12 protein-coding genes are annotated in these 14421 nt (G+C 39.5%); all 12 read left to right on the top strand.

Translation table 11 applies throughout. The annotated features are described in order from the left end of the window. The first annotated feature begins 1 nt into the window (after position 1). The 12 genes from H5120_RS08835 (at position 2) to H5120_RS08780 (ending at position 14413) form a co-directional block, all read left to right on the top strand. Positions 2-904: an ExeA family protein gene (locus tag H5120_RS08835; RefSeq protein ID WP_154904144.1), complete on the top strand. Its 903-nt coding sequence runs from the start codon at positions 2-4 to the stop codon at positions 902-904. Then, on the top strand, positions 901-2043 hold the full coding sequence (locus tag H5120_RS08830) for a tetratricopeptide repeat protein (RefSeq protein ID WP_182671039.1): 1143 nt from the start codon (positions 901-903) through the stop codon (positions 2041-2043). Before H5120_RS08835 ends, H5120_RS08830 begins: the two co-directional genes overlap by 4 nt. Continuing rightward, a complete protein-coding gene (locus H5120_RS08825; RefSeq protein ID WP_182671038.1) occupies positions 2040-3767 on the top strand; it encodes a GspE/PulE family protein in 1728 nt (575 codons plus the stop codon). The genes H5120_RS08830 and H5120_RS08825 overlap by 4 nt, the downstream gene beginning before the upstream one ends. Then, a complete protein-coding gene (locus H5120_RS08820; protein ID WP_039485775.1) occupies positions 3754-4974 on the top strand; it encodes a type II secretion system F family protein in 1221 nt (406 codons plus the stop codon). Before H5120_RS08825 ends, H5120_RS08820 begins: the two co-directional genes overlap by 14 nt. A 1-nt stretch (position 4975) precedes the next feature. Beyond that, the gene (locus H5120_RS08815) at positions 4976-5560 is read left to right on the top strand and encodes a Tfp pilus assembly protein FimT/FimU (RefSeq protein ID WP_039485772.1); all 585 of its coding nucleotides are present in this window, start codon (positions 4976-4978) and stop codon (positions 5558-5560) included. Positions 5561-5582: 22 nt separating this feature from the next. Further along, entirely contained in the window at positions 5583-6155 is a 573-nt protein-coding gene (locus H5120_RS08810) for a prepilin-type N-terminal cleavage/methylation domain-containing protein (RefSeq protein ID WP_182674125.1), read from the top strand. A gap of 9 nt (positions 6156-6164) precedes the next feature. Continuing rightward, positions 6165-6656 (top strand): type II secretion system protein, encoded by a 492-nt coding sequence (locus tag H5120_RS08805; protein ID WP_182674124.1) that lies wholly within the window; start codon positions 6165-6167, stop codon positions 6654-6656. Next, the gene (locus H5120_RS08800; protein ID WP_154904150.1) at positions 6643-7182 is read left to right on the top strand and encodes a prepilin-type N-terminal cleavage/methylation domain-containing protein; all 540 of its coding nucleotides are present in this window, start codon (positions 6643-6645) and stop codon (positions 7180-7182) included. Before H5120_RS08805 ends, H5120_RS08800 begins: the two co-directional genes overlap by 14 nt. After that, positions 7182-8024: a type II secretion system protein gene (locus H5120_RS08795; RefSeq protein WP_182674123.1), complete on the top strand. Its 843-nt coding sequence runs from the start codon at positions 7182-7184 to the stop codon at positions 8022-8024. The genes H5120_RS08800 and H5120_RS08795 overlap by 1 nt, the downstream gene beginning before the upstream one ends. Beyond that, on the top strand, positions 8014-8505 hold the full coding sequence (locus H5120_RS08790; protein ID WP_182674122.1) for an agglutinin biogenesis protein MshP: 492 nt from the start codon (positions 8014-8016) through the stop codon (positions 8503-8505). The genes H5120_RS08795 and H5120_RS08790 overlap by 11 nt, the downstream gene beginning before the upstream one ends. After that, complete coding sequence (locus H5120_RS08785) at positions 8502-12242, top strand: H-type lectin domain-containing protein (protein ID WP_182674121.1); 3741 nt, start codon at positions 8502-8504, stop codon at positions 12240-12242. Before H5120_RS08790 ends, H5120_RS08785 begins: the two co-directional genes overlap by 4 nt. Before the next feature lie 122 nt (positions 12243-12364). After that, a complete protein-coding gene (locus H5120_RS08780) occupies positions 12365-14413 on the top strand; it encodes a formylglycine-generating enzyme family protein (protein ID WP_154904154.1) in 2049 nt (682 codons plus the stop codon). The last annotated feature ends 8 nt before the right edge of the window (positions 14414-14421 follow it).

The following is a 14421-nucleotide window of genomic DNA, read 5'->3' as shown; positions in this document are numbered from 1 at the left end:
TATGTATTTAAGCTTTTTTAATTTAAGTGAAATGCCTTTCACGTTAACCCCTAACACACAATTTTTTTGTGCACTTGAGCCGCACCACGAAGCGATGCAAGTGCTAACAACAGCCATTGAAATGGGGGAGGGGTTTATTAAGGTTACCGGTGAAGTTGGGACAGGTAAAACGTTGCTTTGTAGAAAGTTATTAAATCAACTTGAGCCAGATTACATTGTGGCCTATTTACCTAACTCTTATTTAAGCCCAGAAGAGCTTAGATGGGCGATTGCAATTGAGCTGGGCATGGATGTAGATAAAGCATTGGACCAACAAGCACTAGGGCAGCTTATAAATCATCATCTACTCGACTTACAAGAAGACAATGAGCGCGTAGTACTTTTGATAGATGAAGCGCAATGCTTGAGCTGGGAGACTCTAGAAGCGCTTAGATTATTTACAAACTTAGAAACAGAAAGCGAAAAGCTGATTCAAGTAGTGCTATTTGGACAACCAGAACTTGATGAAAAACTGGCAAATAATAAAGTAAGGCAGTTACGCCAGCGTATCAGTTTTTCGTATAAATTAAGGGCGATGACTGGCGCAGAGGTTGTTTATTATATTAATCATCGCTTACAAATTGCAGGGTTTAATCGGCCTCCTTTATTTAATAATAGTATGGGGCTTAAGATTGCCAGAGCAAGCCGTGGTATTCCTAGATTAGTTAATATTTTATGCCACAAAGCACTATTACAAGCGTACGGTGAAGGATTAAATACAATAACAAATCGCCATATTCAGCTTGCCATAAAAGATACTGAAGACTGCGCAAAATACCGGACAGGCCAATATTGGAGTTACAGCGCGTTAATGTTTAGTGTTTTAGTTGTTGCTGCCATATGGGTTTGGAGGCAGTGGTTATGAGCGTTATAAATAATATGCTTAAAAATATTGAGCAACGTGAAGCTAAGCAAGTAAGTATTCAAGAAGGTGTAAGCGTAAAGCCAATATATGATGTAAGAAACATTGTATTTAAAGCCGTAATTTTACTTATTATGCTAAGTGTCATTTTTTTAGCATACCTGTATTTACCTATCGCCGACAAAAAAGAGACCCAACGTGAGGCTGTGTTACCAAAGCAAAAAATGGTCGCGGTTATAACCTCTAATTTATCTGACTCCCAAGATGAAAACAGTCCTGCAGAACCTATGGTTGAGCAAGAAGCTGTAAAGGCAGTTATGCCTATTGAGCAAATAAAGCCAAAAGTGAATGATTTAGCTGAACCCAAGTTGAGTGAAGCTACATTATTAGTTTCTCAGCCAATAGTTGAGCCGGTTGTAATTGCCGAGGTTAAACAAAGCTCTGCACTAGCTAATAATAAAGAGTTAACCGCTAGTGAAGTTACTGTGAGTAAGCCAAAAATTACGCCAGTGACTAAAGCTAAGCCTCAAAATACTATGTTTAAAAGCGTGGCAGAAGCTAAGTCGCCACAGGCTTTATTGGTTGAGCAATTAGCGGCAGCTAAGCAGGCAATACAGTTTGGCTTATACAACGAAGCTATAAGTGATTTAAACGTGATTTTAGCGCAATCGCCTTTACATGTTGAGGCTCGAAACTTACTGGCTGCAACTTACTTTAAACAACAAGATATAAATTCTGCACAGCAGGTTTTGCAAGCGGGTATTCGCCAAAATCCTAGTGTGCTTGAATGGCGTGTAATGCTAAGCAAAATACTTATTATGCAACAACAGTATGAAGAGGTATTGCTGCTTTTAAGTGATGAATTTGAGCCTCAAGCGAATCTTGATTTTTGGGTGCTGCAAGGGACTGCCGCGCAAAGTGCAAGTAAGCACCATAAAGCACTTGAAAGCTTTAAACATCTTACAAAGCTTCAGCCTAGTCAAGCCAAGTGGTGGCTTGCACTTGCAACCTCAAAAGATGCACTGGGAGAATATCTGGATGCTAAACAACTTTACAAAGTAGCTCTAGATTTAGGTGGATTAAATACTGTTATGACTCAGCATGCATTACAACGTTTAGTTGCGCTAAAGGAGGCCGTATGAGACCTAGTTTAAAAATGCGCTTAGGCGATTTACTGGTTCATGAACACATGATCACCGAAGCGCAACTAAGTGAAGCATTAAATGTTCAAGCAGCGACAGGTCGTAAATTAGGTTCGACACTTATTAGCCTTGAGCTTATTAGTGAGCCACAACTATTACGCTTTTTAGCGCAGCAATTACAGGTACCTTTTTTAGATATATCACAGCGAAAAATATCACATGATGTATCTAAGCTTTTATCTGAAGTATATGCGCGTCGTTACAGAGCATTAGTAATTGAAGATAATGGTGACTCTGTTTTGCTCGCGATGAGCGATCCTGCTGATTTAAGGAGCCTTGATCAACTTGCGACTATGCTTGCTCCTAAACGAATAGATTTAGCTGTTGTTCAAGAAAGCCAAATTATGGCTGCGTTTGACAACGTGTATCGCCGTACAGATGAAATTACCAATTTTGCAGCACAACTTCATGAAGAATATCAAGACGTAGAAGAGTTTGATTTAAATTCTTTAGGTGATGAGACATCAGATGCAACCGTTGTAAAGTTACTGCAATCAATATTTGAGGATGCAGTGCAAGTTCGTGCATCCGATATTCACATTGAGCCAGATGAAGGTTTGCTTCGCATTCGTCAACGTGTAGATGGCATATTACAAGAGCACACTCTTAACCAAGTAAAAATAGCATCGGCATTAGTGTTACGTTTAAAGCTTATGTCGGGATTAGATATATCTGAAAAACGCCTCCCTCAAGATGGCCGGTTTAATATAAAAGTACGCAGCCATAGTATTGATGTGCGTTTATCTACCATGCCGGTTCAGCATGGTGAGTCAGTTGTAATGCGCCTGCTTGACCAATCCGCAGGATTACTATCGTTAGATGAAACGGGTATGCCTGTACACATATTAAAACGTGTGCGCAGCATTATAAAACGTCCACATGGCATGGTTTTAGTTACCGGGCCAACAGGTTCGGGTAAAACAACCACACTATACGGTGCACTAAGTGAGCTGAATCAACAAGAAAGTAAAATTATTACAGTAGAGGATCCTGTTGAGTATCGTATCGGTCGTATTAACCAGGTACAAATAAATAATAAAATAGGGCTGAGCTTTGCCAGTATTTTACGGACCGCTTTAAGGCAAGATCCTGACATTATAATGGTTGGCGAAATGCGGGACCAAGAAACCGTAGATATTGGGTTAAGAGCCGCTTTAACAGGTCATCTTGTGTTATCAACGCTACATACTAATGATGCAATCACTAGTGCTATGCGGCTAATTGATATGGGGGCACCGGCTTACTTAGTGGCAAGTTCACTGCGCGCTATTATTGCCCAACGATTAGTAAGACGAATATGTAATGACTGTAGAGTACCGTACTTGCCAGATCATCAAGAAATAAGCTGGCTAAAATATTTAGGCGAAGATGTTACTGAAGCTCAATTCTCTAAAGGGCAAGGTTGCACAGCATGTAACCATAGTGGTTATAAAGGGCGTGTAGGTATTTTTGAGTTGCTCGAAATGGATGATGCAATGATGGATGCATTACGAGTTAACGACACGCAAGGTTTTGCAAAAGCCGCTAAAAATAGCGCGAATTTTTCGCCGCTCTCAACAATGGCATTAAACTACGCCAAGCAAGGTGTTACCTCTTTAGATGAAGTATTTAAAGTGGCTGAATATATCCCAGAAATAGTAGGGGATATTGATGCAACTATATAGCTACAAAGCTAAAGACAGCAAAGGTATGTTGGTTAAAGGGCAATTAGAAGCGAGTAACCAAGCTGGCGTAGCTGATAGTTTAATGAAGCGTCAATTTATACCAATATCAATCTCTTTAGTTGAAACAAAAAATAACATCAAAATTTTTGATAATTTATTTGTCGAAAAAATAACGCTAGACGACATGATTATGTTTTCTAGGCAAATGTATTCGCTATTAAAAGCAGGTATACCAATTATACGAGCAATGGTTGGGTTGGCAGATACAACACAAAATAAAAAATTTAAAAATGTACTAATAGAAGTTACCAAGCAGCTCGAACAAGGCCGCGACTTATCCAGTGCAATGGCGATACATAACGAGGTATTTAGCCGTTTAACAGTATCAATGGTAATGGTTGGTGAAGGCTCTGGACGATTAGAAGATGCGTTTTATCAACTCGCTATTTATTTTGAGAAAGAACAAGAAACCCGAAAGCGTATAAAAGCAGCTATGCGCTACCCTACTTTTGTTATTTTGGCTCTAGTAGCGGCTATGATTATTTTGAATATTTTTGTTATTCCTACCTTTGCCAGTATGTTCGAAAAATTTGATGCCGAATTGCCATTAATGACGCAAATATTAATTGGCACTAGCAGCTTTTTTGTTAACTACTGGTGGTTATTGTTGGTAATGGGTATTGGTTCTGTTTTTGCTTGGAGGCGTTATTTAAATACAGAGCCTGGACGCTTTAAGTGGGATCAATATAAATTAAAAATTCCATTTATTGGGGATATTTTAAAACGGACATTGCTTGCGCGCTACAGTCAAAGTTTAGCTATGGTATTGCGCTCCGGTGTGCCTATGACCACTGGTTTATCACTAACAGCGCATGCCGTAGATAACAGCTATATGGAAAAAGCGATTATTACTATGCGCCAAGATATAGAAAAGGGCGATAGTTTGCTTAGGGCCTCAAAAAGTTCTGAGCTGTTTTCTCAGCTTGTATTACAGATGGTGGCGGTAGGTGAAGAAACGGGCCGGGTTGATGAGCTACTTCAAGAAGCTGCTGATTATTATGAGCGTGAAGTTGATTATGACTTACGAAGTTTAACCGCAAAAATAGAACCTATTTTAACTGTGTTTGTTGCCATTATGGTGCTGATTTTAGCATTGGGTATTTTTATGCCTATGTGGAACATGATGTCGGCAATCAAAGGGAATTAAAGTGAACACAACAATAACTTTCTCAAAAGGTTTCTCATTATTTGAGTTAGTTATTGTTGTTATTTTACTGGCAGTCATTTTGAGCTTTGCTATACCTCAATATATAGGTATTAAAAATCAAGCGCATAATGCAAGCGTTGACGCTATTGCAGGTAGTTTTTCATCAGCTGTTGGCATGGTTAGAGGACAATGGGAGTTAGAAGGTAGGCCAAACAGCAGGTCAAACAAAACATTTGTTAACTATGCAGGGGTAATAGTTGGTGTTGATGGGACGTTAGGTACACCAACAAGCGATGAAACAGAAAAAAAAGATACTCGTGCAGAAGTTATAAATGCGAATAAATGCCGCCAAGTTTTAAATATAATTTTACAAGATGCACCCAGTAGTACGTTAAGTAATGAATTATCGATAATAAAAAGTGTAAGTTTTTTAGTTAGGTACAATGCAGAAAATACGCAATGCGTCTATTATTTAACTCACACCATTGATGTTAAAAGTATACCTACCAATACGGGGGAAATATCAGGTCTAACAGGTTTTTCATACTTTGCTAAAACAGGCAAAGTAAAAATATTTAAAAACTAAGTAATTAAAAAGAGGCTTATTTATGAAAACGCAATCGTTAAAAAGTTTACCAATAAATAAACAAGCAGGTTTTACACTTGTTGAATTGATCATCGTAATTGTTATTTTGGGCATTTTAGCTGTTACTGCAGCACCTCGTTTTTTAAACTTGCAAGGTGATGCAAATGCTTCAACACTTGAAGGCTTACAAGGCTCTATTCGCAGTGGTATGAATATTGTGAATGGTAAGGCTATTATTGCTAGCACGCAAAAGGAAGACACAGAAATTGTTGCAGTTGATACAGGAAATGTTGCTATTGTGTATGGCTATCCAGCTGCAACAGAGGCTGCATTTGAAGCATTTTTGGATGTGGATTTCGATGGTACTGGAGCTGATTTGGCAGACTTTAACCTTGTAGTAACGGCTAATGGTACTAACGGCCCGACTAATGCTGGTAGTGTACCAAAAGTTACTATTTACCCTAATAGTTACACTGCAACAGGGGACTCAGCTACAGATGATGAATGTCGTATTGAGTACACTGAAGCAACGGCATCTACTGGACCAGTGAAAATAACACCACCTAAGGTTGAACTTTTCACGGACGATTGTTAATTTATATAAATGAAAAGCAGTAGTAAGCAACGATTGCGTGGCTTCACACTCATTGAGTTAATTATTACTCTAGTGATATTGGGAATACTGTCGGTAACGGCAGTTCCCAAATTTCTGGGCAGCTCAACAGAAGACGCCTATTCGTATCGAGACCGTACTTTAAATGCACTTAGGACAGTGCAGCTACGTGCAATGCAAAATACAGCAACAACAAGTTGCCATACCCTTTATATAACCTCCACACTTATTGCTCCCCCCACACCTGATACATGTAACGGTGGCGCTGATGTAAACAACACCGATCATTTAGTGGTACAAATAGACACACAAAGAAGTGATATAACATTTAGTGCTTTAGATAGTAACGCGAACATTTTTACCCAAATTAGTTTTGATGCTTTAGGTAAATCAAATCAAACTTGTACTACGCAGTGTCGAATAGACGTTGGATTAGCTGGCGTATGCATAAGTGGTGAAGGGCTAATATATGCGTGCCCTTAAAGTAAAAGGCTTTACTTTAATTGAGCTTATTATTGGCATAGTCATGTTTGCGATTGCATTGAGTATTATTACAGCTTTAATTGCCCCACAAGCCAAAAAAAGTGCAGAGCCGATTGTGGCTTTAAGAGCCTCTGAATTTGGTCAATCACTAATGAACGAAATTCAAAGTAAATCATTTGATGAACACAGCGACAGAAGCGCACCTTTTAAGCGGTGTGGCGAAATATCTATAGGTGCTGAGGCTTGTACCGCACCTGCTGACTTAGGAATAGATAACTCAGAAACCAGAACCAGTTATAACGATGTAGATGACTATATTGCACTGTCTAACCAGCCTATTACTAATAGCCTAGGTGAGGTGTTAAGCCAATACAGTGACTTTAACTTAGTTATTACAGTCCAGTACGATAGCGACTTTAACGAATTGACCATTAACGATGGCACAACCTTTAAGCGTATTACTATAGAAGTAACATCACCCTTAGGCGAAGTTTACGGATTTAGTGCATATAAAGGGAATTACTAATGCAAAGAGCCAAATATCAAAATGCATTTACCCTTATAGAGCTATTACTTGTTATGGTTATTATTGGTATTTTAGCCGTAAGTGCATTTTCGTTTATTGGTGCTGGAGTCAGTATTTATTCGCAAGGGGCTGAACGCCAAGAAGCTGTAGCCCAGGCCCGCTTTTTAATAACGCGACTTAGTAAAGAACTTCGCCACGCCACGCCAAATTCATTAAGGCTTTCTTGCGATAACAGTACTAGCGGAGCATGTGGTGCTCAGCAGTGCTTAGAATTTACGCCGTTTTTATCGGCCACTCACTATACAAATTACTTACCAACCGTAGCGCCTTTTAATGTTAGCGCTGTTGATTTTGAACTTAATAATTTAACGCAGCCGCAAGTTGGAGATTGGGCAACAACTTACCCGTTAAGCAGCGCTGATATATACGATGAGAATAATAATAAGCGTTTAAAACTATCAGCATTTAATAGCTCCACCACTAGTGCAATTGATGAATGGCAATTTAGTAAAGCGTTTGCCCAAGAGTCGCCAAGTAAGCGCCTTTATTTACTCTCTCAACCTGTAAGTTTTTGCGTTGAAGGGCAGTATTTATATAGATATACCAATTACGGTTTTACTGTTAATCAATTAGATGCCGTGAGCTTACAAATAAGCAGTGGTGTTAAACGTGATTTATTAGGTATTTATATTGCTAACAATTTAGCGAGCGATTCATTTTTTACTCTTGATGCGCTCTCCCTACAAAGAAACGCAGTGCTTAATGTGAATGCGCAAATGCAATTTAACGATACTGAAGTAATGAGCTTTAACCATGAGGTACATATTCCTAATGTACCTTAAAAAAAATCCTCACGGAAAAGCCTTACCCAGTAAGCAAAAAGGAAACTTAATAATAGTTTCTTTAGTCATTATTGTTGCTTTATTAGCACTAGGATTAGCATTAGTTAAAGTGCTTTCTGGTGCATCTCAACAAAATACCATTGAGTATTACGGCGCTCGCGCTTTTATGGCGGCGCAAAGTGGATTAGAAAGTGGCTTAACACAACTATTTCCAATAAATAGCTCAGTTAAAAGCTGTACATCAGTTACAACTAATTTAACCTTTCAAACTGCATATTTAGCTAATTGTAAAGTAGTGGTAAGTTGCAATGAATATATAGACCTACCAGATAGCAGTACAACAAACGGGCTTGTAAATATATATTACTTACAAAGCAGTGCAACGTGCGCCGCAATTGATTGCCTTGCAGGGAGTAGCTGCAGAAAGGATTATTGGCAAACACAAAGAACGCTCAGTGTGGAGGCTAAAACCTTACCATGATGAAAAATGCATTGGTCACTATATTTTTTAGCTTCGTGTTACTTTGTAATTACGCAAATGCTGTGCCTCCAAAAATCGAAGGCCGTTATATAGAACTGCAAGATACATATACATCGCCTGTTTGGACAAAAGTTAATTTTCAACAGCAATATATAACGCCTCCTGCTGTCTTTATGCTCTCAACAAACCAAGGCGGAAACCCTGCAATAATAAGAATACGTAATATAACCACAACTAGCTTTGAGGCCTTACCGCTTGAACCTTCAGGAGAGGATGGTGGGCATATTAGTATGGGGGCGCACTATTTAGCTGTTGAGTATGGTGTGCATCAATTTCCTGATGGGACAATTATGGAAGTGGGTAGTACAGACTTATTACTCGAATTACAGTATGGCTCTAAGTCTGGCTTTGCTCCACTAACACCTAAGGGATATAAATCACTGACATTTGCTCAGCCATTTACTCAAAGGCCAAACTTTTTCCATTCATTACAAACACTCAATAGCATAGACAGCAATCCACCAACGCAAGCATTAATACCATTTTTAACAGTTGCAGTAGAAAGTAATTCTCTATCTGCCAGCGGCGTTAATATTGCTTTAGAAGCATCTGAAACAGCACTTGGGGTTATAAAAACCGAAACTGTTGCTTATATGGCTGTAGAGCCTGGAAGTAATCGCACATTTTCTGACGATAATGGCGTTGAGGTATCGTGGGAAACCTTTTTTACCGGCTTTGAAGTTGACGGCTGGAGCAATGGCTGTAATTACTTTAGTTTTACTAATAATTTTAGTATGGCTCCGTTAGTTGTAGCGAGTAAAAACTCACGCCAAGAAGATGATGGCGGGTGGCTACGCAGCTGTAACCTAAGGACTGACAGGCTAGGACTTGTTGTTGACGAAGATCGTGATGGCGATAACGAGCGCCGTCACGTAAACGAGGAAGCATCAATACTCGCCATGACCAGTACCTTTGTGTTTAACGGTGATATTTTAGATTGTGATACGTTATTCCCAGGCGCTATTTCTACTTATAACAATGGTGAGGTGCAGTTAGTTCAGGGAGTAGAAATAACAGATGGTAATGCGCAGTTTGTCACCACTACAAACTTAATTTCTACAGCGCTGACGAGCCCTCCTTTGTGTAATGGTCAGGCGTGTGTTGCTGGTGGTTATAACTCTTTAGAACCAAATCAAGCGGCGCAGGTGCCAACGGTTACAAATGATGGTAGCTCAACAGGGCCCGTACCTACTTCTTTAGCTGGCGATTATTACTACGACGAGTTGCAGTTAAGTATGCTGGAAACAGAGTACAGAGTAACAGCGCCTACACGTATATTTTTAAAAGACACAACCTCACTATTATCAACTTCATTTTTGAATATAGGTAAAACAAGTATAGTGGTCGAAACCGGCGCGTACTTGGCTATTTATGTGGATGGTGCGATTGCTATTGCAGCCGATGCCAATATTGCGGCCTATATTGTTGCCACTGGTGAGGTAAGAATCGCACAAAATGTAACGTATCAGGGGTCAATTACATCGGCTACTCAAATTATTACCGAAGGGAGCTCAACGTTTGACGCTCTACCAGTACCCGAAAGTATCCCTGGTTTTTGTGGCATTTATATACCAGAAACCCTAGATCATTATCGTTTAACAATAAGCGATAACAAAGGTCTAACGTGTGAAGCTAAAGAAATGACACTCACAGCCTGCGCTAATGATGCCTGCGATTTATTATTTGCTGAGCCGTCTAGTTTAAACCTTTCTCCAGATAATAGTGGTCAGCAAAGTTGGGTTACGGGGGAGAATATTAATTTTACAGGATCAGCGGTTGTCGAATTTGCTAAACGCACCACAGGCAGTGTTACATTTGGATACAACACTGCAGAGCCTTCTGCACCTCTTCGTTGTTATATTGCAGGTAATAATGTTGGATTAAGCGGCTGTAAAGTTACGTTTTCTGATGCTGGATTTATTTTTAATAATGATACAGATGGAAATACTACCATTCCAACTCAGTTATCAGCAAAGCCTTCAAATACTGGATTTAATGCAAAAGCGCTATCTATTCAAGCGGTAAAAACAAATACCACTACGGGCGTATGCGAAGCTGCATTTCCCGCTGGTGGCGATGTAAGCTTAGATTTATCGTATACATGCAGTGCTGGTGCAAGTTGCTCTGATACGGTTTCACTTAGTAATAACAATAATACCTTTGCGGTAGAGCAAGCCTCTAAATCATTCATACTTAACTTTGATAGTGAGTCTAAAGCCCCGATTGTTATAAATTATCCCGATGCAGGAAAGTTGAGTTTAAATGTAAATACCAATTTAATTTTAGACCCAGTCACTAATTTATCAGTAAATTTAACGGGGAGTTCAAATGAGTATGTTGTAAAGCCATTCGGATTAGCGATGGAAGTTGCAAGTGATGGTTATGCAACAGACGCTGATGGAAGTTTATTTAGATTAACTGGCGAAGCATTTGATTTAAAGATGAATGCGGTGCAATGGCAAACAGGGCAAGACACTAACAACGATGGTTACCCAGATAACTACAGCAATATAACAAATAACATCATTGCCAAGCACTTTATTACAGAGCAACCACTTGTAGAGGCATTACTTAAAGCGCCTACGCCAGGCGTTCAAGGTACGCTTGAAGCGATGAGCACTGTTGCCTTTAGTGACACAGGCAGTTTGAGTGAATCTATATCGCAGTATAATTACGACCAAGTTGGCATAATTGATTTAACAGCAGGTCTGCAAGATGCCGATTACTTTGGCGCGGGAGATGTAAAAGGTGAATTATATAATATTGGTCGTTTTGCACCTTCGCAGTTTCAGGTAGTGGGGGTTCAAGCTGCCGCACAATGCACGCAATACGGCAGTAATTTAACTTACCTTGATCAACCTTTTGAACTCGGCTTTACAGTACAAGCACTAAATCAAAATGGTGAGCTAATGGCTAATTATAAAGAGGGCTTTGATAAATCGAGTGTAGTCATTAATGCCGAAAATAATGAAGTAGCTAACTATGTACCCGCAACTAATTTTGCTAGCCGCTTAGTAAACCTAGGGAATAATAACTGGGGAGATATAAGCGACGGCCAATGGCAAATGAGTCAAATAAACACCACACTTCAAAGATTAGGTGTAGGGCAAGCAGACGGACCGTTCGCTATGGTCAGTTTAATGGCAACGCTTTCTAACATAGAAGGAGCAACGCTCATTGATGCAAATGATAAACCTAATACACAAACAGCATGTTCGGGTAGCTGTAATAGTGTACGACTAAATACATTACCAATAGAGTTTAGATTTGGACGTTTAGTACTTGGTAATAACGCAGGCTCCGATCTCGACCCTTTACTTATTCCTATGCAGGCTCAGTATTACAACGGCAGTGGATTTGTAAATAACGCAGAAGATAACTGTAGTGTATTTGATCATACCCAAATCACTCAAATATCACCTAACAGCCCGCAATTAGCCTACGAATATGGAACAGGTGTATCTGGCCAGTTAGAGGCGGGAGTGTATCCGGCAAACAATGGTATTTATGCGCAGCCAAATGGTTTGGGTGAATTTACCTTAGAATATAATACTTATGATTGGTTAAAGTGGGATTGGCAGGGGGATGAAACACAGCTTGATCCTCGTACTATTTTACAATTTGGACGCTTTAGAGGAAATGATCGGGTTATTTACTGGCGTGAAACACGCGAATAGTTGTAAACTAAGATAATAATTGAACAAAGCTTGTGTTTTGTGCTGCAAGTACATAGCATAAGGCTTTAATTATAAAAAAATAATAACGACCAAATAATTGCCGCTTTTTGGGACTGGAATATATGCGAATTACTCCTTTATCTCTGTTAATTTCAGCTAGTTTGTTAGCTAGTAGTGCATTTGCACAAGACACAGCTACAGTAACTGGAATTGAGTCAGAGATTAGTGTTAAACAGACAGAATACGATAACTCGACAAGAATACTTGAAAAACATCTTAAAGAAGAAAGTCAGTTACAAAATCAACTAGAGCTACTTCGTTCTCGTTCTACAGAGCTAGATAAAGAAAAAAACCAAGCGCTCGATGCGATGAACGAAATGTACCGTCGTTTAATTGACGATCCCACTATTAATATTAGTGCGGCTCAATCACGCTATCAAAAAGCGGTGATTGATCATAAGCAAAACAAAGATGATATTTCTATGCAGTTGGCGGCAATTGCATCCCACCGTAAAGATATAGAGCAAATTCGTGTTGCTAAACATACGCTTTTAAATACTTTAGAGAGCTTAAAAGAGCAGTTAACTACAGCCAGAGTAGAGCGTTTACGTAACGAGTTTACACGTGAAGGCACGCTTGAAGTTAACCATACGATTAACTGTAAGCGAACAGAAACGCTAGCAGCGTGTGAGCAACGCGGTCAACAAATGGGGCTACAAAAAGCAACTAAACGCTTTGTAGATCAAATATTTGCAAACTTAACAGAAGAGCGCATTGTTGAGCCAAAACGTAATTTGGCGGGCGCTCAAGTACAAATATTAAGTAGCCATGTAGTTAACAGTGCATTTAGCGGCCAAGGTAACTACAACGTCAACTTAAGCGTAACCATGCGCGGCGAAGTAAACAGTAGCCGTTTATGTAGCTTATTAAGCATTGATAACCGTTATTGTTCTGAGTACGGCACGCCACTTACTGCTGCTTATCAACCCGCGTATAACAATACATTTACTGATAGTCAGTTAACATTCAGTAATAGCGCGGATAATAGCAACACGGTGTCGGTTTCTCGTTTAAATGAGCAGCCAGTACGTGATTATTCAGTTAAACCTGCATCGGTGAAAAAAGATTACCCTTCTATCCTTAATAAGAAGAAGGATCAATCAGTAGAGCTAACATTACGATCAAACGTATACGACGATGAAGTGTTTATCGATGGTGTAAGCTTTGGCTCAACACGCTTGATCACACGTTTACCGCCGGGCATTCATAACATTGAAATACGTAAACTTGGTTATAAACCTTATCAAGCACGTGTTGATTTGAATAAAGCGCAAACAATTAATGCAAATTTAGTAAAAAAGCCTAAGTCGATTGCTGCACCGACCTATACTCGAGAGCAACCAGAAGTAACAACACGCCAGGTTAGTGAAAACGTTAATGTATTAAATGCAAACGTTGAAACGCCGGTTGTCGTTATTCCTGCAGGCAAATTTAAAATGGGCGATATTAACGGCAATGGTTTAGCTAATGAACGTCCAGTAATTGAAAAAGTAATAGCAAATTCTTTCGCTATGCAAAGTAAAGAAGTAACCGTGGGTGCCTACGAAAAGTTTGTAGCAAATACAGGTTATAAAACTCAAGCGGAAAAAAATAAAGGGTGTGCGTATTATTTAAATGGCGAACCAGTATGGGAAGCAAATTTAAATTGGCGTAATCCTGGTTTTGAGCAAGGCAGTGACTTTCCTGCTGTATGTTTAACTTATAACGATGCAAAAGCTTACGCTGAGTGGTTATCGGGTCAAACAGGACAGCAATTTCGTTTACCTAACGAAGTTGAGTGGGAATACGCAGCACGTGCAGGAACCGAAACAGAATACCCTTGGGGTAACGAAATTGGTAAAAACCTAGCTAACTGTGGTTGGTGTGGTAGTGAATGGTCAAATAGACGTGCATCACCAGTAGGTTCTTTTTCTCCAAATGCATTTGGATTATACGATACCGTAGGCAATGTATGGGAATGGACCGATAAAGAATCAGGTGAGTCTGATGTAGCAGTAAGAGGCGGAGCGTGGAATTTTGCACCAAGCCTTGCTCGTGCATCTACGCGTTTAATTTTAGCGCCTGATTTTAGATCTAACTACATTGGTTTTCGCTTAGTTCGCGAACGATAAACTCAATT

Source organism: Pseudoalteromonas sp. SR43-2 (assembly GCF_014163885.1).
Lineage (GTDB): Bacteria > Pseudomonadota > Gammaproteobacteria > Enterobacterales > Alteromonadaceae > Pseudoalteromonas > Pseudoalteromonas distincta.
This window is presented reverse-complemented; position numbering and strand designations above follow the sequence as displayed.